Origin of the sequence: Streptomyces sp. NBC_00582, assembly GCF_036345155.1 — a bacterium.
Classification (GTDB): Bacteria; Actinomycetota; Actinomycetes; order Streptomycetales; family Streptomycetaceae; genus Streptomyces.
In genome coordinates, this window is the sequence record NZ_CP107772.1 from 4,326,986 (window position 1) to 4,344,562 (window position 17,577).

The window sequence follows — 17,577 nt, forward strand, 5'->3', positions numbered from 1 at the left end:
GATGCGACACACCGACGTACTGATCGTGGGCGCGGGCCCGACCGGGCTCACCCTCGGCATCGACCTGGCCCGGCGCGGGGTGGACGCGCTGGTCGTGGAACGCGGCGCGACCCTCGCCCCGGGCTCCCGCGGCAAGGGCCTGCAACCGCGCACCCTGGAGATCTACGAGGATCTGGGCGTCCTCGACGCGGTCCTCACCGTCGGCGGCCCCTACCCGGTCGGCATGATCTGGCGGGACGGGAAGCAGACCGGCGAGCACGAGATGTTCGACCCGGCCGAGGACGGCGAGGAGGGCTCCCGCTTCACCGCCCCGTGGATGGTCCCGCAGTGGCGCAACCAGGAGATCCTGCGGGCACGGCTGGCGGAACTCGGCGGCCGGATCGCCTTCGGTTACGAGCTGACGGGGATCGAGCAGGACGGCGAAGGGGTCACGGCGCACTTCGCCTCCGGGGAGCCGGTACGCGCCCGGTACGCGGTCGCCGCCGACGGGGGCCGCTCGGCGGTGCGCCGGGCGCTGGGCATCGGCATGACCGGCGAGACGGTCGACCCGGACCCGCTGCTCGTGGCGGACGTACGGATCACGGGCCTGGAGCGGACCTGGTGGCACGTCTTCCCGCCGGCCGGGGAGGGCGCGGGCTTCCTGGCGCTGTGCCCGCTGGCCGGGACGGAGGACTTCCAGCTGGTGGCGCAGTTCCCGGACGGCACCGATCCGGCGCCCCTGCTGTCCCTGGCCGGGGTCCGCGCGGTGATCGCCGAGCGCACCCACCTCGACCCCGGGGACGTGACCGAGGTGGGCTGGTCCTCGAACTTCCGCCCCCGCGCCGCCCTGGCGGACCGCTTCCGCGAGGGCCGCGTCTTCCTCGCCGGGGACGCGGCGCACGTCCACTCCCCCGCCGGCGGCCAGGGCCTGAACACGAGCGTCCAGGACGCGTACAACCTGGGCTGGAAGCTGGGCGCGGTGCTGAGCGCACGGTCCCCGGAGTCCCTCCTGGACACCTACGAGGAGGAGCGCCGCCCCAACGCCGCGGCCATGCTGGGCCTGTCGACGGCCATCCACCGGGGCGAGGCCCGCAGGGGACCGAGGACCCGCCAACTGGGCCTGACCTACCGGGAGTCGTCGCTGAGCGAGGAGACCCGCCCGGCCCCGGGCGAGATCCGGGCGGGCGACCGCATGCCCGACCTGACCGTCGACGGAACACGCCTCTTCGACCGCCTGCGGGGCCCCGACTGGACGGTGCTCACCCTGTCGGACGGTGTCTTCCTGGTCCGCCCGGACGGCCATGTGGGATGGGCGGGCGAGACGGAGACCGGCATGGCGGACTACCGGGCACGCGTGGGCTGCTGATGCGGCAGAGCCGACACGGGTTCCATCCGCAGCCGCCGGACCGGCCAGGGGGAGGGCTCGGTTCTCGGCCTTCTCGGTGCGGTGCAGTGCGTGGCGAGGGCCCAGGTTCCGGGCGGCGTACGCGTCGAAGGCGGCCGCGTCGGACGGCCGGCAGATCGTCCGGTACGGGCTCCGGGACGAGGCCCGCGAGACAGGTGGGAAGGTCGACGACTCCGACCATGGGGACGAGTGTCACATAGGGGTTCACCTGTCAGAACGCGTCGGTCGGCACATACGTGCCCCACACCTCCCGCAGCGCTCCGCACACCTCCCCGACCGTCGCCCGGGCCCGCAGCGCCGCCTTCATCGGGTACAGCACGTTGTCCTCGCCCGCCGCGGCCTTCCGCAGCGCGTCGAGGGCCGTGTCCACCGCCGAACGGTCGCGCTCGGCCCGCAGGTGCGCGAGCCGTTCCGCCTGCCGGACCTCGATGGCCGGGTCCACCCGGAGCGGCTCGTACGGCTCCTCCTCGTCGAGCTCGTCGAGCCGGAAGCGGTTGACGCCCACGACGACCCGCTCGCCGGAGTCGGTCTCCTGCGCGATCCGGTAGGCGTTCCGCTCGATCTCGTCCTTCTGGAAGCCGCGCTCGATCGCCGCGACCGCGCCCCCGAGGTCCTCGATCCTCGTCATGAGTTCGACCGCCGCCGCCTCGACGTCGTCGGTCATGCTCTCGACGGCGTACGAGCCGGCGAACGGATCGACCGTCGCGGTCACGTCCGTCTCGTGGGCGAGGACCTGCTGGGTACGCAGCGCCAGCCGCGCGCTCTTGTCCGTGGGCAGCGCGATCGCCTCGTCGAAGGAGTTGGTGTGCAGGGACTGGGTGCCGCCCAGCACCGCGGCCAGGCCCTGCACGGCGACCCGCACCAGGTTCACCTCGGGCTGCTGCGCCGTGAGCTGGACCCCCGCCGTCTGGGTGTGGAACCGCAGCATCAGCGACTTGGGGTCCCTCGCCCCGAACTCCTCGCGCATCACCCGCGCCCAGATCCGGCGGGCGGCGCGGAACTTCGCGACCTCCTCCAGGATCGTCGTACGGGCCACGAAGAAGAAGGAGAGACGGGGGGCGAAATCGTCGACGTCCATGCCCGCCGCCACCGCCGTTCGGACGTACGCGATACCGTCCGCCAGGGTGAAAGCGATCTCCTGCGCCGGGGACGCGCCCGCCTCCGCCATGTGGTAGCCGGAGATCGAGATGGTGTTCCACTTCGGGATCTCGGCCCGGCAGTACCGGAAGATGTCGGCGGTCAGGCGCAGGGAGGGCTGGGGCGGGAAGATGTACGTCCCGCGCGCGATGTACTCCTTCAGCACGTCGTTCTGGATCGTCCCCGTCAGCCGCTCCGGCGCGATCCCCTGCTCCTCCGCCACGAGCTGGTACAGCAACAGCAGCAGCGCGGCGGGGGAGTTGATGGTCATCGAGGTGGACACCCGGTCCAGAGGAATCCCGCCGAACAGCACCCGCATGTCGTCGATCGAGTCGATCGCGACCCCCACCTTGCCGACCTCGCCGTGGGCGAGCGGGGCGTCGGAGTCGTGGCCCATCTGGGTGGGCAGGTCGAAGGCGACGGACAGACCGGTCGTGCCGTGGGCGATCAGTCGCCGGTAGCGGGCGTTGGACTCGGCGGCCGTGCCGAAGCCCGCGTACTGCCGCATGGTCCAGGGACGGCCGGTGTACATGGACGGGTAGACGCCCCGGGTGAAGGGGTAGCCGCCCGGTTCGCCCAGCTTCCCGGCCGGGTCCCAGCCCTCCAGGGCCGACGGCCCGTACACCGGCTCGATGGGACGTCCCGACTCCGACTCGCGCACCATGCCCACCACCATGCCGCTCCGTTCGCCCGGCGTCATCCGGGGGGAACATCTCAGGCATGCGGATGCGGAGATCGATCATCGCCCTGGCCGGCACGGCGGCCCTGGCGACGGTGTGCGGCTGTACCGTGCAGACCCCGGACACCCAGGACGGCCGGGCACGCCCGCCGGTCCACGTCGACGTCACCGGTACGACGCCCGCGCCGGGCCCGAGCGGCACCACCCCGGACGACAAACCGAGCGCGGCCCGGACGAGCGGCACGACGTCCACCGCGCCGGCTGTGCTGTGGCGGCGCGGTGACTCCGGGCGGGACGTGCGGGAACTCCAGGCCCGGCTGCGGCAGCTCGCCTGGCTCTTCGAGGGGCCGACGGGCCTGTACGGGGCGGCCACCGAGGAGGCCGTGAAGGGGTTCCAGGGCAAGCGCGGGCTGCCGCGGACCGGGACGACGGACCGGGTCACCTGGGACCGGCTGGTGGGGATGACGCGGGAACCGGGCGAGTGGGAGCTGTATCTGATGGGCGGTCAGCCGGCCGCCGCGCCCGACGCACGGTGTCTGACCGGGCGGGTGCTGTGCATCGACAAGACGAGCCGCACGCTGCGCTGGATGATCGACGGACGGACCGTGTCGACGATGTCCGTGCGGTTCGGCTCCCAGTACACGCCCACCCGCGAGGGTGTCTTCCGCGTCTACTGGAAGTCCCGCGACCATGTGTCGACGCTCTACCACACGCCGATGCCGTACGCGATGTTCTTCAGCGGGGGCCAGGCGGTGCACTACTCGGCCGACTTCGCGGCCCGGGGATACGCCGGAGCCTCGCACGGCTGTGTGAACGTACGGGACGAGACGGCGGTCGCGGCGCTCTTCGCCCAGGTCCGCGGCGGCGACAAGGTCGTGGTGTCCTGGTGAGTTCGGGGCGCGGGCGGGACCGGGGGAACGTGTCCCGCCCGCGCCAGGTGCACGAGCCGTAGGTACGGGGGGAACCCCGGCTTCGTGCGAAGGCCGATGACCAGTCGGCTCACTTGTTACTGCGCCACGGCCTCCGAAAACGTCACACCCGGCGCGAAAAAATTTCCCGGGCTTATGACATCGCAGGTCAGAGGGGGCGCGCGGCGGGCTTGTACGCGCCGGGGCTAGTGGTGTCCGGTGCCGCCGGCGCGGCCGCCGCCGTTGCCGCCGTTTCCGTTGCCGTGGCCGTGGCCGTTGCCCCGGGTGCCGCCGCCGTCGTCCGGGCCGGTGCCTCCGGAGTACCCGTCCCGGTCGTCACCCGTGCCGGCCGGGCCGGCGTTCTGGCCGGAGGAGAGGCCCGTGGTGTCGCCGCCGGGGCCGTTCCGGCCCGTGCCGCCGTCGGTGGAGCCGCCGTCGCCCCAGGGGCCCCGGGGGTCCGTGTCCTCCCGGTCGTCGCCGTCGGTGTTCGGGCGGGAGACGCCTTCGAGCACGTACGCGCAGTACGACGTCACATGGGACCAGCCGCCCGCGAGACCCTCCAGGGTGCGGCGGTGCCGGGTGTCCAGGGTGCGGCCGGCCCTGATGTCACGGCAGGACGAGGTTATGCCCTTGGGCCAGGTGCCCCGGGCGCCGGGTGCGGTGGAGGCGCCGTCGGTTCCCTTCTCGCCCTTGCCGGTGTCGGGGTCGGTGCCGCCGTCGGGCGCCACCGCGTCCGGCCCGCCGCCGGGGGCGTCCGGTGAGGGCGAGACCGGCGCGTGCTCGGGGCTCGCGGCGCTGGAGACGGAGGCCCCGGGTGCGGGTTCCGCCCCGTCGAACGGGCTCCGCAGCACTCCGGTGCCGGCGGCGACCGCGACCCCGCCGAGCATGCCGACGGCCAGCGCTGCGGCGAGCCCCAGGCGCAGGGGGCGGCTCCAACGGCCGTGTGGCCGTTCGCCGTTGCGATCGCCACCGGTGCGCCCGCCGATGCGGACCAGCCCGGTGTTGCCCCGGTACACGGACTCATGTGACCTGTGCGACTGCCGCGACCCATGGGACTCGCGTGCCGCACGGGCCTCGCTGAAGGCCTTCAGGGCCGCGGCCTCGCCGGGGAGCTCCTCGTCGGCCGGGAGCGGTTCGGCGCCCAGCGCGGAGAGCGCGCCCAGCGTTCTGGCGAGGCGTTCGGCCTGGTCACGGGCTTCCGGGGCGACAGCGTTCTCGGGTGACCCACCGCGCAGCAGACGCTCCGCCGTCTCGCGGTCGAGCCACCTGTCCTGCTTGTCGGCCATCACATGTCCTTCTGCGTCCGCGCGCTCGCTTGCGTCACACTCGCGGACGTTACCGCGCGCGAACGCCGCCCTCGCTGGGGAGGCAGGGCGTCGAGGACCCCGGCCGTCTCCGGGTCGGCGCCGAGCATCTCGGCGAGCTTCTTCAGGCCGCGGTGCGCGGCGGTGCGGACGGCGCCGGGGCGTTTGCCGAGGGTCTCGGCGGCGGTCTTGGCGTCCAGCCCCATCACGACCCGCAGCACGACGGCCTCGGCCTGGTCCTGCGGGAGCCGGGCGATGAGGCCGAGGGTGCGGCCGGTGGCCAACGCCTCTATGGCCTCGCCCGCGGTGTCGCAGTCGGCGGCCCGGCCGGTCAGCTCGGTCTCGTCGCCGCCGATCGCGGGGCGCCGGCCGCGCATGCGTATGTGGTCGAGCGCGCGGTTGCGGGCGATCCGGGCGGCCCAGCCGCGGAAGCGGTCCGCGTCGCCGCTGAACCGCTCCAGGTCCCGGGCGATCTGCAGCCAGGCCTCGGAGGCCACGTCCTCGGCGTCGAGATCGCCGACGAGTGTGCGCACGTACCCGAGGAGCCGCGGGTGCACCGCGCGGTACACAGCCCGGAAAGCGGTCTCGTCCCCGTCCTGTGCCGCAAGCACCGCGGCTGTCAGCTCCGCGTCGTCCCCCACGTCGTGGTTCCTCGGTCGGTCGATGGTCGCGGTCGAGACCGCAGGTCGTTGCGGTGGTCAAGCCGCTTGGCCGTCCGGCGCGAAAGGCACGTTACGACCTGAAAGCGTGGGCCGTCCATGTCCGTACAACATGCAACTGACTCGTGATCCGGTCGGAGACGGCCCCGGAAGGGCAGCGGGGTGTGACAGAAAACGCACTCTCGGCGCTGTAGGGAGTACGGGCCGCCGCGCGGTCCGTGCCGCGCGGCGGCCGGGGTCTCTCCTGTGGGGGGTGGCGACCCCGGTCGTTGCCTCGGCGGCCCCGCGAGGCGTGGACTACTGCTTCTTCGCGTTGCCCTTGGGGGACTTCTCGGCCTTCTGCTGACCGTTGCCGGTCGTGCCGTTGCTCCTGCCGTTGCCCTTGTCCTCGCCGCCGCTCGTGGCCGACGCCGACGCCGTTCGAGCCGCGCAGTACGCCTCGACGTTCTCCTCGCCGCCCGCCGCCGTCACGAGCCGCTGCCACGCCGTGGAGTCCAGCGCCCTGCCCCGGCCCTGCACCTGCTCGTAGGCACGGCAGTGGGCCTCGGTGTCCTTCGCGGTCACCGGGCGGTCCCGGTCCGCCGAGGCGGAGGGGGACGGGGTGAGCGAGGGCGCGTGCGAGCGGCCCTCGGTGGCGCTCGCCGACCTCTCGGGGCGCTTCGCCCCGGCGGGGTCGTCGCCCGCGGACCCGATCGCGGCGAACGCGACACCCCCGAGGGCGAGGCTCGCGACGGCGACGGAGAGCGTGGCGCGCAGCGAGCGGGCCGGGGAGCGGCGGGCGCGGGGCCGCCAGTCGTCCCGGCGGCGGGTACGGGCCGTGTGCGCGCCGGCGTCCCGGGCGGCCCGGAAGGCGGCCACGGCCCGCAGCTCGCCCTCGCTGCCCGCGGCCGGTGCGGCGGGGCCGCCGGCGGCGCGCAGGGCCTCGGCGAGCAGCGCCTCCAGCTCACGGTCGACCGCCCTGTCCGCCGCCGGGGTCGTCTCGGCAGGGTGCCGACGCCGACGGGCCGGCTCTCCGCCGTCGTTCAGCCGTTCACCCATGTCCGTTTCCGCCTCTGTCCCGTGCGTCCGGCCCCCGCCGGTCCGTTCCGTACGACCTCTGTCGCTCCCGGCGGTCGCTGTCCGCGGTCGCCGTCGTGGTCGTTCATGTCGACTCCCCCAGCGTGCGGGGTCCGTCATCCGTCACACCTTCGCCGTTCGCGTCCGCGACGCCGAGCTGGCGGGCCAGCCGTTTCAGGCCCCGGTGGGCGGCCGTGCGGACCGCGCCGGGACGCTTGCCGAGGACCCGGGCCGCGGCGGGACCGTCCAGCCCCACGACGACCCGCAGCAGCACGGCCTCCGCCTGGTCCCTCGGCAGCCCCCGGACCAGTTCCAGGGCCCGGGCGGTGGAGAGGGACTCCAGCGCCTGGTCGTGCGTCGTGTGCGGGCCGGGCAGGTCCATGACCATGTCCTGCTCCAGCACCGCCGCCCTCGGCCGCACCCGCATCCTGCGCAGATGGTCCAGCGCCCGGTGCCGGGCGATGGTCGCCGTCCAGCCGCGGAATCCGGCGCCGTCGCCCCGGAACCGCCCGAGGTCCCGGGCGATCTCCAGCCAGGCGTCGGAGGCCACGTCCTCGGCGTCGTCGCCCACGATCCCGCGCAGATAGCCGAGCAGCCCCGGCTGGACCATCCGGTACGCGACGGCGAACGCGGTCTCGTCACCGTCCTGGGCCCGCGCGACGGCCGCTCCCAGCTCCCCGTCGTACGCCTGTGCGCGCCGGGGTTCCCCTCCCTGGCCCAAGACTGTCCTCGTTCGTACGGAATTCGCTGGGGGTGCGCCCCCACGGTCCTCAGCGCCGGACCGCACAGAAATGTCACGGGGTGGGCCCTTCGCGGCGGTCCCGGGCGGCGGGCCCTTCACCGCGTTCAGGCCGCCACCCGGCGCGCCCGGCCGTGCAGGGTCAGGTAGAAGGTCCGCAGGGACTCCTCGGGGCCGCCCGTCTCGAAACGGTTGACGACCTTGCCGAGCGGGTTCCAGACCCGGCCGTCGGGCATCCGCACCCCGACCGGCTGTCCGAACCAGCCGCGCTGCGGCTCGTCCAGGTCGATCCAGACCGCGCCCGCCCGGCGGACCAGCACCTCGCCGACGTACGCGCCCAGTCCGACGAGCGTGTCGTGGGCGCGGTCCCGGTCGGCGCCGCCCTTGCGCAGCCCGTCGGCGAGGAAGTCGACCAGGCGCAGGCTGGCCGGGGAGTAATCGAGGGGCAGCCGGTGCCGGGCGGTGACGCGCTCGACGAACGCGGCGGCGCACGCCCGCATGTCCGCCGCGCCCGTCTCCCGTACCTCCGGTTTGTGCCGCTCGTCCGTCCCGCTGCCCATGGGCCCCACCCCTTCGCTCGGCCCGATCACTGCGGGGGAACCGGCTCGGCTCCCCGCTGTCCCAGCGGACGGCCGCGCGGAAACATCACAGGTCGCCGAGGTGGCCTGCGTCACGTCGGTCCCGTGGGTCCCGTGCGTCACGGCGGCCCCGCATCGCGTCCCGGCACAGCAGCCGCAGCGAACCATGGCCGCCGAAGCACCGGCGGGCCTCGTCGATGGGGTCCCAGAGGCGGCCGTCGGGGGTGCGGATCCAGTGGTCACCGCCGGTCGTCCACCACTCGGCGCCGGTGTGCCGGACGACGACCTCACCGGCGTACGCCCCGAGGCCGCGCAGCACCTGCTCGACGGCCGGGTACGGGGTGTCCTCGGCGCGCAGGTCCTCGATCAGCCGGTCGACGCGCCACAGGCTCTGCGCCGAGTGGTCGAGGTGCAGCCGGGCGCCCTCACGCACCATGGACACCGTGTCGGCCGCCCACCGCGCCGGTTTCACGGCGGCCTGGGGCCGGGCGGGGGCCTGGTGCGCCGTGGTGGTCGTCCTGGTCATGTACCTGGTCATGTAGGGGAGAGCGTGGCGCGGCCGGGATGCGTCACGCGGTTTCGGGCGCCTCCCCGGAACCGGCCCGGAACCCGCACAGGAGTGATGGTTCGGCGTCCCCGTGCGCTCCTGGAGTGATGAGCGCGTACCTCGGCTTCCGCGCCGTACCCCCTGCGGCGCTGCGCAACAGCGCGATCTGGCTGCGCAGACTGTTCGACGACGATGACGACCACGCGGCCGTCCCGGTCCGGGACCGGGTGGACCGCGTGGACCGCGTGGACCGCGACCAGCGGTTCCTCTACGGCGACACCCCTCCGGAACACGCGGACGCGAGCCCCGGCGCCTACGCGGTCCTCGGCGGCGGCCGGGTGTACCCGGCCGACGCGGCGGAACCGCCGTTCCTGCTGCTCACGGCGGCCCAGACGGCCCGGGTCGCGGCGTTCCTGGCGGCCGCCGACTTCGACGACCTGTGGCACCCGGCACGGGCGGAACTGCTGCCCCGCCACGGCGGCCCCGGGGAGGAACCCCGCACCCGAGCGGCCTTCGCCGCGGCCCACCGCGACCTGACGGCGTTCTACACGACGACGGCCCTCCACCGGGACGCGGTGGTGAAGCGACTGCTCCCCTAAGACCGGCCACCGCCCCGTCCCCCACCGCGAGACACCCCGCGCCCCGGCGCGAGGGGCTCGCCCCGTGACGAGGTCACGCCCGGCCGCGTTCCCGGACGCACGCCCCGAGGGGGCAAGCCCGACCCCCAGCCCGGCACGCACTCCGCGGCACCGGGCGCCACAGCGCGTCAGAGGTCAGGCCCGGCCGCGTTCCCGGACGCACGCCCCGAGGGGGCAAGCCCAACCCCCAGCCCGGCACCCACTCCCCGGCACCGGGCGCCACGCGCGTCAGAGCTCAGACCCGGCCGCGTTCCCGGACGCACGCCCCGAGGCACCCCGCGCCACGACACGAGGGGGCAAGCCCGGCACGCACTCCGCGGCAGCTGGGGGTACGGCGTGAGGGGCCAGGCCCGGCCCCGCGCCGTGGGACGCGTTCCGCGGGGCTTGGTGAGAGGGATCAAGCCCGGCCGCGGGCGCGGCGGGAGACCACGGCGCGTAGGACGCGTCGTCCCTCCGTGGAGACGTCCAGGGCCCGGCGCAGTCCGCCCGCGCCGTGGCTCGCGAGGAGTTCCAGGACGGTGACCTGGCGGCGCAGTTCGGCGGCGACGAGGGGCGGCATGCCCTCCGTACGGCCCGCGCGGCGGGAGGCGACCGAGTCGCCGTCCTCCGCCGGGTCGAGGAGGCGGTGGATCTGGAGCGAGGCGACGGAGCAGGCGTCGGCCCACACCCGTATCCCGGCGTCGGCCCGGTCGGCGGGGGCCGCGTCGAGCATCCGGCGGGCGAGCAGCGCGGCCTCGCCGCCGGCCTCGCCGGACTCCAGCTTGCCGCGCACCTGCTCGAACCCGGTGCCCCAGTCGTCGGCCGACCCCGTCTCCGCGAGGCTCGCCCACAGCGGCCGCATGATCCCGTCGTCACCGCCGAGCAGCGGCACACACCGATCCAAACAAGCCAGCCCGCTGGCGGCCAGTCCGCGTTCGTCGGCCTGAGCGATCAGTTCCACCAGGCTCATCCACGTCTCCCTCGCCAGGGCGCCGCCCTCACGGAGCCCGCACTTTCCCTTACTGCGTGCGACGAAGGAAGACTGTCACAGAGTGGATTTTCAGCCAAGGGGTGGTCGGCGGGCCGAAAGGGACCGCCTCAGCCCAGCCGCCCCGCGAGCGTCCGGAACTGCGTCCAGGTGAGGGCCGGCGTGCGCGCGTCCCACAGCTTCTGCGCGGTGGCCCTGAGCGGCATCCGGATCCCGGCGGCGACCTGTGCCTGCGTCTGGGAGTTCGCCAGGTCGCACCAGACGGAGAAGGCCCCGCCGAGGATCTGGGCGTCGTACCGCGAGGACACGGCGGTCGTCCCGCGCAGCACGCGCGGGGTCCACTGCTGGTAGATCCGCTGCCCCGTCGGATAGACGAAGGTCTGCGGCTCGCCGAGGACGTAGTACAGGTACTCGTCGTTGTAGTTGAGCACCTTGCGTCCCGCGCTCAGATAGTCCACCGGCACCCGCGCGCCGATCTCCTTGCCGGTCCAGTAGGCGACCACGAGGTCGGAGGCGGGCTTCACGCTCGCGTTGCGGAAGAACCCGTCGTTCCAGACCCGCATGGTCCGGTCGTGGGCGCGGACGGTGTCGGCACGGTCGTTGAGCCAGCCGGTCGCGAGGTCGGCGACGCCCGCGCCCGAGCCGTAGCGCTGCTGCGCGGCGGTGGCGAGCTGCGGGAAGGAGGCGGCCGGGTTCGCCACGGTCAGCGCCTGGTACTCGTCGCCGCCGAGGTGCCACTGCCCGCCCGGGAAGAGGCCCGCGTACTCGTTCAGCAGGTCGTCGAGCAGCTTCCCGGAGGCGTCCTTGGAGATGTCGATCGCTCCGCGGGTCGCGACCCCGTTGACATTGCGGAGCTGCAGCTCGGGGTGGGCGGCGAGGACGGCGCCCAAGTGGCCCGGCGAGTCTATTTCGGGGACGACGGTGATGTGCCGGGAGGCGGCGAGGTCGACGATGCTCTTGACCTGGGCCTTGGTGAGGTGCTGCGCGGCGACGATCTCGGGATGTGTGTCGGACGCGATCCGGAAGGCCTGGTCGTCGGAGAAGTGCAGCCCGAACTCGTTGTACTTCAGGTCGCCCAGCTCACGGATGCGGTCCTCGATCCAGCCCGGCGAGAAGTACTTGCGGGCGATGTCGAGCTGGAAGGCGCGCTGCGGCTTGGCCGGCGCGTCCTTCACGACGCCCTCCGGAGCGGTGCCGCCCTTGCGGACCTCCTGCTTCAGCGTCCGGGTCCCGTAGAACACCCCTGCGTCGGAGGGCCCGGTGACGGTGACCCGCCCGCCGCGCACGGTCATGGTGTACGACTCCGGGTTGCCGCTCCCGCCGAGCGTCAGCCGCAGATCCCCGGCCCGGTTGTCGCTCTTCTGCCCGGCGTACGCCATCCCCAGCTCACCGGCGATCAGCCGCCCCTCGTCGGCGAGGCGCGGGTCGCCCACCACCACCCGGTGCCCTGCGGCCGGCCGCCACCCCGGCCCGCGCGCCGCGGTGTGGGTGCGTACGGCCGGGATGGTCCGCGGGGCGGTGGACAGCGGATAGGTGCGGCTCGGGCTGGGACTGGCGGACGGCGCCGCGACGGCGGACCGCTCCCCGCTCACCGACCCCTGGGCGCTCTGCCGCCCCGCCACCGCTCCGGTGGGCGCGCTGTCGTCCCCGTCGGAGGCCCACAGCCCCACGCCGACCCCGAGGGCGGCGACCAGCCCGCCGGCTATCAGGGCCCGCAGGGCGACCTGCTCCCTTGCCTTCTTCCGTGGCGCCGGACGCCGATGCCTGTGCCTGCTCACCCGCCCCACCGTACGTCGCCCGGGTGACGGAGGCGCGCCGGGAACGTCACCGAACGCGTCACCGAACGGTCACCGGAGAAGTCCACCAACCGTTCCGAAACTCTCTCGTTCGAGTGAAATTCGGGCAAGCGTCGGACACCGGATGACCACTCCCGATAACGTTGCCGCACACCTTTCACCGCATCCCCTGCCACACCACACGTGACGCGAGGATCCACGCTGCCTGCGCACCGTCTTCCCCACCTCACCGGCCGCCTTCCCATACCGGCGCAGACCCGGACACCCCCGGCCACCCAGGTGGAGAAATTCAACGCCGCCCCCGTCGAAGAGGCCCTCGACGCCCTCCTGTCCTGCCTGCACAGCCTCTGCTGGGCCCGCAGGATCGCGGACCACCGCCCCTACCCCACGGTCGAGGCCCTCCTGGCCGCATCCGACGAGGCGACCTACGACCTGACAGCACCGGACCTGGCCGAAGCCCTGACGGCGGAGTCCCTGCCCACCCTCCCCGAGGGCACCTACGAGGCCGCCCACACCGCTCTCGACGCGGCCCACGCCGCCTACGAGGCCCGCTTCGGCCACGTCTTCGTCATCTGCCTCGACGAGGTCCCCCCGAAGGAAGCCCTGGACTTCGCCCTGGAAAGCATCCGGTCACGATTGACAAACGATCCGGAGGACGAACGGGTAGTGGCGGCGGAAGAACTCCGGCGCCTGGCAAGGGGCCGGCTCATGTCCCACCTGAGGGGCGCGGGGCTGTAGTCCGATATGCGGCTACCGCCGCGTGGGCGCGACCAGCCACAACGAACCCGCACCCGGCACATAACGGCACACCTCCCGACATACGCCGCACCGCTCACCCATCCGCGTGCCACTTTGATCACACCGGTAGGCCCGCTGTAAGCCCAGCGCCGCGGCGTGGCTACGATGCTGGGGGCCGGTGGACCGTACCCGGCCGGGCCCGTCCGACAGCACAAGCCGGCAGGCCCCAATCCCCGCTCCCGGAGGGTCTTCCGTGCCGGCTGGAACGCTGTACCGCGGCCGGGAAGGAATGTGGTCCTGGGTGGCTCATCGAGTCACCGGCGTCCTCATCTTCTTCTTCCTGTTCGTACACGTGCTGGACACCGCTCTCGTCCGTGTCTCACCCGAGGACTACGACAAGGTCGTGGCCACGTACAAGACGCCGATCGTCGCGCTGCTGGAGTACGGCCTCGTCGCCGCCATCCTCTTCCACGCGCTCAACGGCCTGCGTGTCATCGCCGTCGACTTCTGGTCGAAGGGCCCGCGCTACCAGAAGCAGATGCTCTGGACCGTCGTAGGCGTCTGGGTCGTGCTGATGCTCGGGGCGATCTACCCCGTCCTCGGCCACGCCGCTCGTGAACTGTTCGGGAGCTGACACCGATGGCCACCACTGAAACCTCCGCGTCCGGGATCGGCCCCGTCGAGGGCGGCTCGCTCTACACCGTCGACAACCCGGCGCCCCTCATCGAGGCCCCGCGCAAGCGCACCAAGAAGTCGCCCAGGTCCACCCGGGGCAACTTCGAGATGGCCGCCTGGCTGTTCATGCGGCTGTCCGGCATCGTGCTGGTCGTCCTGGTCATCGGCCACCTGCTGATCCAGCTCGTACTGGACGGCGGCGTGTCGAAGATCGGCTTCGCGTTCGTGGCCGGTCGCTGGGCGTCCCCGTTCTGGCAGGTCTGGGACCTGCTCATGCTGTGGCTCGCGATGCTGCACGGCGCGAACGGCCTGCGCACGGTCATCAACGACTACGCGGAGCGCGCGAACACCCGGCTGTGGCTGAAGGGCCTGCTCTACACGGCCACGGTGTTCACCATCCTGCTGGGCACGCTGGTGATCTTCACCTTCGACCCGAACATCCGCTAGGCACGGGGTTACGAGACTCATGAAGATCCACAAGTACGACACGGTCATCGTCGGCGCCGGCGGCGCGGGCATGCGCGCGGCCATCGAGTCGACGAAGCGCAGCCGCACCGCGGTGCTCACCAAGCTCTACCCCACCCGCTCCCACACGGGCGCCGCGCAGGGCGGCATGGCCGCCGCGCTGGCCAACGTGGAGGAGGACAACTGGGAGTGGCACACCTTCGACACGGTCAAGGGCGGTGACTACCTGGTCGACCAGGACGCCGCCGAGATCCTGGCGAAGGAGGCCATCGACTCCGTCCTCGACCTGGAGAAGATGGGCCTGCCGTTCAACCGCACCCCGGACGGCACCATCGACCAGCGCCGCTTCGGCGGTCACAGCCGCAACCACGGCGAGGCCCCGGTCCGCCGCTCCTGCTACGCGGCCGACCGCACCGGCCACATGATCCTCCAGACGCTGTACCAGAACTGCGTGAAGGAGGGCGTGGAGTTCTTCAACGAGTTCTACGTCCTCGACCAGCTCATCACCGAAGAGGACGGCGTCAAGAAGTCCGCCGGTGTGGTCGCCTACGAGCTGGCCACCGGTGAGATCCACGTCTTCCAGGCGAAGGCCGTCATCTACGCCTCCGGCGGCTGCGGCAAGTTCTTCAAGGTGACGTCGAACGCGCACACGCTGACCGGTGACGGCCAGGCGGCGGTCTACCGCCGTGGCCTGCCGCTGGAGGACATGGAGTTCTTCCAGTTCCACCCGACCGGCATCTGGCGCATGGGCATCCTGCTGACGGAGGGCGCCCGCGGTGAGGGCGGCATCCTCCGCAACAAGGACGGCGAGCGCTTCATGGAGAAGTACGCGCCGGTCATGAAGGACCTCGCGTCCCGTGACGTCGTCTCCCGCTCCATCTACACGGAGATCCGCGAGGGCCGTGGCTGCGGTCCCGAGGGCGACCACGTCTACCTGGACCTGACGCACCTCCCGCCGGAGCAGCTCGACGCCAAGCTGCCGGACATCACCGAGTTCGCGCGGACCTACCTCGGTATCGAGCCGTACACGGACCCGATCCCGATCCAGCCCACCGCGCACTACGCCATGGGCGGCATCCCGACCAACGTCGAGGGTGAGGTCCTGGCGGACAACACCACGGTCGTCCCGGGCCTGTACGCGGCCGGCGAGGTCGCGTGCGTGTCGGTGCACGGCGCGAACCGCCTCGGCACGAACTCGCTGCTGGACATCAACGTGTTCGGCCGCCGGGCCGGCATCGCGGCGGCGGAGTACAGCCAGAAGACCGCGACGTTCGTCGAGCTGCCGGAGAACCCGGCGCAGCTCGTCGTGGACCAGATCGAGCGGCTGCGCACCTCCACGGGCACCGAGCGGGTGGCGACCCTCCGCAAGGAGCTCCAGGAGACCATGGACGCCAACGTCATGGTGTTCCGCACCGAGCAGACGATCAAGACGGCGGTCGAGAAGATCGCGGAGCTGCGCGAGCGCTACAAGAACGTGTCGATCCAGGACAAGGGCAAGCGGTTCAACACCGACCTCCTGGAAGCGATCGAGCTCGGCAACCTTCTGGACCTCGCCGAGGTCATGGCGGTCTCGGCGCTGGCCCGCAAGGAGTCCCGCGGCGGTCACTACCGCGAGGACTACCCCAACCGTGACGACGTCAACTTCATGCGTCACACCATGGCGTACCGCGAGGTCGGCGCCGACGGCACCGACTCCGTCCGTCTCGACTACAAGCCGGTCGTCCAGACCCGCTACCAGCCGATGGAGCGTAAGTACTGATGGCAACCCCTGTTCTGGACAAGGTCGAGGCGGAGTCGGCCGCGTCCCCGTACATCACGGTCACCTTCCGGATCCGCCGGTTCAACCCCGAGGTCTCGGCCGAGGCGGTCTGGGAGGACTTCCAGCTCGAGATCGATCCGAAGGAGCGCGTCCTCGACGGCCTCCACAAGATCAAGTGGGAGCTGGACGGCACCCTGACGTTCCGCCGTTCCTGCGCCCACGGCATCTGCGGCTCGGACGCGATGCGGATCAACGGCAAGAACCGTCTCGCGTGCAAGACGCTGATCAAGGACATCAACCCCGAGAAGCCGATCACGGTCGAGGCCATAAAGGGCCTGACGGTCCTGAAGGACCTGGTCGTCGACATGGAGCCGTTCTTCCAGGCGTACCGGGACGTGATGCCCTTCCTGATCACGAAGGACACCAACGAGCCCACCCGTGAGCGTCTGCAGTCGGCGGAGGACCGGGAGCGCTTCGACGACACCACGAAGTGCATCCTGTGCGCCGCGTGCACCTCGTCCTGCCCGGTCTTCTGGAACGACGGCCAGTACTTCGGTCCGGCGGCCATCGTCAACGCGCACCGCTTCATCTTCGACTCGCGTGACGAGGCGGCCGAGCAGCGCCTGGAGATCCTGAACGACCGCGACGGCGTCTGGCGCTGCCGCACCACGTTCAACTGCACGGACGCCTGCCCGCGCGGCATCGAGGTCACCAAGGCGATCGCCGAGGTCAAGAAGGCCCTGATCACCCGCCGCTTCTGACCCGCGTTCCCGTACGACCACGAGGGCCCCGTCTCCCGGTTCCAGCACCGGAGGCGGGGCCCTCGGGCGTCCAAACCCCACGATCGGGTGAACGTGATCAAGAGGGACAACAGGGTGGTGTCCGCCCTACGATGATGTTCTCGACACCAGCCCCAAGGAGGCACGCGATGTCCGCTGCATCCGTCGAGCAGCCCTTCGACGACGAGCCGTTCTCCCTCACGGCCATCGCCGACGAGATCATGGAGCGCCATCCGGGCTACCGCGTCGAGATCATCGGAGGCCACCTCCTCGTGACCCCATCACCGGATGCCCCGCACGCCCGCGCCCTGACCCAGCTCATGATTCCTTTCATCACCGCTGGGCTGCACGGCGTGGAAACCGAGGTCCTGCAGAACGTCGGACTGTGGCTGCCGACCGGCGAGGAGGACTACGCCATCCCCGACCTGGTGATCGTGGACTCCGACATCGACGACCACCTGGTGGAGAACAACGCCTACGATCCGGCGCCCTTCCGTCTGGTGCTGGAGGTGACCTCGGGGAACTGGAAGGACGACCTGAAGACCAAGGTCGCCGCGTACTCCCAGGCCAAGGTGCCGGTGTACGTCATCGTCGACCGTAAGCACCAGCGCGTCCACGTCCTGACCGAACCGATCGTGGGCGGATACGACAGCCACCAGTTCTACGCCCCCGGCCAGTCCCTCACCCTCCCCGAATCCATCGGTGCCAAGGTCACCCTGGACGTGACGGAGATCCTCGCGGCAGGACGGCCGAAGAAGAACGACTGACC

Annotated in this window: 18 protein-coding genes; 9 read left to right on the forward strand and 9 right to left on the reverse strand. The window is 72.1% G+C overall.

Annotated features, from left to right (window positions below; genetic code table 11):
• Nucleotide 1 precedes the first annotated feature (1 nt).
• The gene (locus OG852_RS18995; RefSeq protein ID WP_330348513.1) at nucleotides 2–1,345 is read left to right on the forward strand and encodes an FAD-dependent monooxygenase; all 1,344 of its coding nucleotides are present in this window, start codon (nucleotides 2–4) and stop codon (nucleotides 1,343–1,345) included.
• A gap of 250 nt (nucleotides 1,346–1,595) precedes the next feature.
• Here OG852_RS18995 and OG852_RS19000 read toward each other — a convergent pair whose 3' ends face one another.
• A complete protein-coding gene (locus tag OG852_RS19000) occupies nucleotides 1,596–3,185 on the reverse strand; it encodes an acyl-CoA mutase large subunit family protein (protein WP_330348514.1) in 1,590 nt (529 codons plus the stop codon).
• 62 nt (nucleotides 3,186–3,247) lie between these two features.
• Here OG852_RS19000 and OG852_RS19005 point away from each other — a divergent pair, with 62 nt between their 5' ends.
• Entirely contained in the window at nucleotides 3,248–4,090 is an 843-nt protein-coding gene (locus OG852_RS19005) for a L,D-transpeptidase family protein (RefSeq protein WP_330351466.1), read from the forward strand.
• Nucleotides 4,091–4,314: 224 nt separating this feature from the next.
• Here OG852_RS19005 and OG852_RS19010 read toward each other — a convergent pair whose 3' ends face one another.
• The 6 genes from OG852_RS19010 to OG852_RS19035 all read right to left on the reverse strand — a co-directional run bounded on the left by OG852_RS19010 (nucleotide 4,315) and on the right by OG852_RS19035 (nucleotide 8,970).
• Nucleotides 4,315–5,394, reverse strand: coding sequence for a hypothetical protein (locus OG852_RS19010; protein ID WP_330348515.1), 1,080 nt, complete (start codon nucleotides 5,392–5,394; stop codon nucleotides 4,315–4,317).
• Entirely contained in the window at nucleotides 5,394–6,053 is a 660-nt protein-coding gene (locus OG852_RS19015) for an RNA polymerase sigma factor (RefSeq protein ID WP_133912783.1), read from the reverse strand. Before OG852_RS19015 ends, OG852_RS19010 begins: the two co-directional genes overlap by 1 nt.
• A gap of 315 nt (nucleotides 6,054–6,368) precedes the next feature.
• Complete coding sequence (locus OG852_RS19020) at nucleotides 6,369–7,109, reverse strand: hypothetical protein (protein ID WP_330348516.1); 741 nt, start codon at nucleotides 7,107–7,109, stop codon at nucleotides 6,369–6,371.
• Nucleotides 7,110–7,212: 103 nt separating this feature from the next.
• Nucleotides 7,213–7,848 carry an RNA polymerase sigma factor gene (locus OG852_RS19025; protein ID WP_133912785.1) on the reverse strand — a complete coding sequence of 212 codons (636 nt, stop codon included), beginning with the start codon at nucleotides 7,846–7,848 and terminating at the stop codon, nucleotides 7,213–7,215.
• 125 nt (nucleotides 7,849–7,973) lie between these two features.
• A complete protein-coding gene (locus tag OG852_RS19030; protein WP_330348517.1) occupies nucleotides 7,974–8,426 on the reverse strand; it encodes a hypothetical protein in 453 nt (150 codons plus the stop codon).
• A gap of 85 nt (nucleotides 8,427–8,511) precedes the next feature.
• Nucleotides 8,512–8,970, reverse strand: coding sequence for a hypothetical protein (locus OG852_RS19035; protein ID WP_330348518.1), 459 nt, complete (start codon nucleotides 8,968–8,970; stop codon nucleotides 8,512–8,514).
• Nucleotides 8,971–9,098: 128 nt separating this feature from the next.
• On the opposite strand from OG852_RS19035, the gene OG852_RS19040 reads away from it, so the two are divergent.
• Nucleotides 9,099–9,590 (forward strand): DUF1877 family protein, encoded by a 492-nt coding sequence (locus OG852_RS19040; protein WP_330348519.1) that lies wholly within the window; start codon nucleotides 9,099–9,101, stop codon nucleotides 9,588–9,590.
• Between the two features lie 436 nt (nucleotides 9,591–10,026).
• Here OG852_RS19040 and OG852_RS19045 read toward each other — a convergent pair whose 3' ends face one another.
• The gene (locus OG852_RS19045; protein ID WP_133912788.1) at nucleotides 10,027–10,578 is read right to left on the reverse strand and encodes a hypothetical protein; all 552 of its coding nucleotides are present in this window, start codon (nucleotides 10,576–10,578) and stop codon (nucleotides 10,027–10,029) included.
• Nucleotides 10,579–10,706: 128 nt separating this feature from the next.
• Nucleotides 10,707–12,374 carry a beta-N-acetylhexosaminidase gene (locus tag OG852_RS19050; RefSeq protein WP_443064541.1) on the reverse strand — a complete coding sequence of 556 codons (1,668 nt, stop codon included), beginning with the start codon at nucleotides 12,372–12,374 and terminating at the stop codon, nucleotides 10,707–10,709.
• A 201-nt stretch (nucleotides 12,375–12,575) separates the two neighbouring features.
• On the opposite strand from OG852_RS19050, the gene OG852_RS19055 reads away from it, so the two are divergent.
• The 6 genes from OG852_RS19055 to OG852_RS19080 all read left to right on the forward strand — a co-directional run bounded on the left by OG852_RS19055 (nucleotide 12,576) and on the right by OG852_RS19080 (nucleotide 17,575).
• Nucleotides 12,576–13,130: a 2-oxo-4-hydroxy-4-carboxy-5-ureidoimidazoline decarboxylase gene (locus OG852_RS19055; RefSeq protein WP_133912789.1), complete on the forward strand. Its 555-nt coding sequence runs from the start codon at nucleotides 12,576–12,578 to the stop codon at nucleotides 13,128–13,130.
• Between the two features lie 253 nt (nucleotides 13,131–13,383).
• The gene (sdhC, locus tag OG852_RS19060) at nucleotides 13,384–13,764 is read left to right on the forward strand and encodes a succinate dehydrogenase, cytochrome b556 subunit (protein WP_133912790.1); all 381 of its coding nucleotides are present in this window, start codon (nucleotides 13,384–13,386) and stop codon (nucleotides 13,762–13,764) included.
• 5 nt (nucleotides 13,765–13,769) lie between these two features.
• Nucleotides 13,770–14,252, forward strand: a complete 483-nt coding sequence (locus OG852_RS19065) for a succinate dehydrogenase hydrophobic membrane anchor subunit (RefSeq protein ID WP_133912791.1) — start codon at nucleotides 13,770–13,772, stop codon at nucleotides 14,250–14,252.
• A gap of 19 nt (nucleotides 14,253–14,271) precedes the next feature.
• On the forward strand, nucleotides 14,272–16,029 hold the full coding sequence (sdhA, locus tag OG852_RS19070; RefSeq protein ID WP_133912792.1) for a succinate dehydrogenase flavoprotein subunit: 1,758 nt from the start codon (nucleotides 14,272–14,274) through the stop codon (nucleotides 16,027–16,029).
• A complete protein-coding gene (locus OG852_RS19075) occupies nucleotides 16,029–16,790 on the forward strand; it encodes a succinate dehydrogenase iron-sulfur subunit (RefSeq protein WP_133912793.1) in 762 nt (253 codons plus the stop codon). The genes sdhA and OG852_RS19075 overlap by 1 nt, the downstream gene beginning before the upstream one ends.
• Nucleotides 16,791–16,957: 167 nt before the next feature.
• The gene (locus OG852_RS19080; RefSeq protein WP_133912794.1) at nucleotides 16,958–17,575 is read left to right on the forward strand and encodes a Uma2 family endonuclease; all 618 of its coding nucleotides are present in this window, start codon (nucleotides 16,958–16,960) and stop codon (nucleotides 17,573–17,575) included.
• Nucleotides 17,576–17,577: the final 2 nt, after the last annotated feature.

Excerpts from the sequence above, each read along its gene's own strand:
- OG852_RS18995 (WP_330348513.1), top strand. The coding sequence starts at position 2 with ATGCGACACACCGACGTACTGATCGTGGGCGCGGGCCCGACCGGGCTC.
- OG852_RS19000 (WP_330348514.1), bottom strand. The coding sequence starts at position 3,185 with ATGGTGCGCGAGTCGGAGTCGGGACGTCCCATCGAGCCGGTGTACGGG.
- OG852_RS19005 (WP_330351466.1), top strand. The coding sequence starts at position 3,248 with ATGCGGAGATCGATCATCGCCCTGGCCGGCACGGCGGCCCTGGCGACG.
- OG852_RS19010 (WP_330348515.1), bottom strand. The coding sequence starts at position 5,394 with ATGGCCGACAAGCAGGACAGGTGGCTCGACCGCGAGACGGCGGAGCGT.
- OG852_RS19020 (WP_330348516.1), bottom strand. The coding sequence starts at position 7,109 with ATGGGTGAACGGCTGAACGACGGCGGAGAGCCGGCCCGTCGGCGTCGG.
- OG852_RS19030 (WP_330348517.1), bottom strand. The coding sequence starts at position 8,426 with ATGGGCAGCGGGACGGACGAGCGGCACAAACCGGAGGTACGGGAGACG.
- OG852_RS19035 (WP_330348518.1), bottom strand. The coding sequence starts at position 8,970 with ATGACCAGGACGACCACCACGGCGCACCAGGCCCCCGCCCGGCCCCAG.
- OG852_RS19040 (WP_330348519.1), top strand. The coding sequence starts at position 9,099 with ATGAGCGCGTACCTCGGCTTCCGCGCCGTACCCCCTGCGGCGCTGCGC.
- OG852_RS19045 (WP_133912788.1), bottom strand. The coding sequence starts at position 10,578 with ATGAGCCTGGTGGAACTGATCGCTCAGGCCGACGAACGCGGACTGGCC.
- OG852_RS19065 (WP_133912791.1), top strand. The coding sequence starts at position 13,770 with ATGGCCACCACTGAAACCTCCGCGTCCGGGATCGGCCCCGTCGAGGGC.
- sdhA (WP_133912792.1), top strand. The coding sequence starts at position 14,272 with ATGAAGATCCACAAGTACGACACGGTCATCGTCGGCGCCGGCGGCGCG.
- OG852_RS19075 (WP_133912793.1), top strand. The coding sequence starts at position 16,029 with ATGGCAACCCCTGTTCTGGACAAGGTCGAGGCGGAGTCGGCCGCGTCC.
- OG852_RS19080 (WP_133912794.1), top strand. The coding sequence starts at position 16,958 with ATGTCCGCTGCATCCGTCGAGCAGCCCTTCGACGACGAGCCGTTCTCC.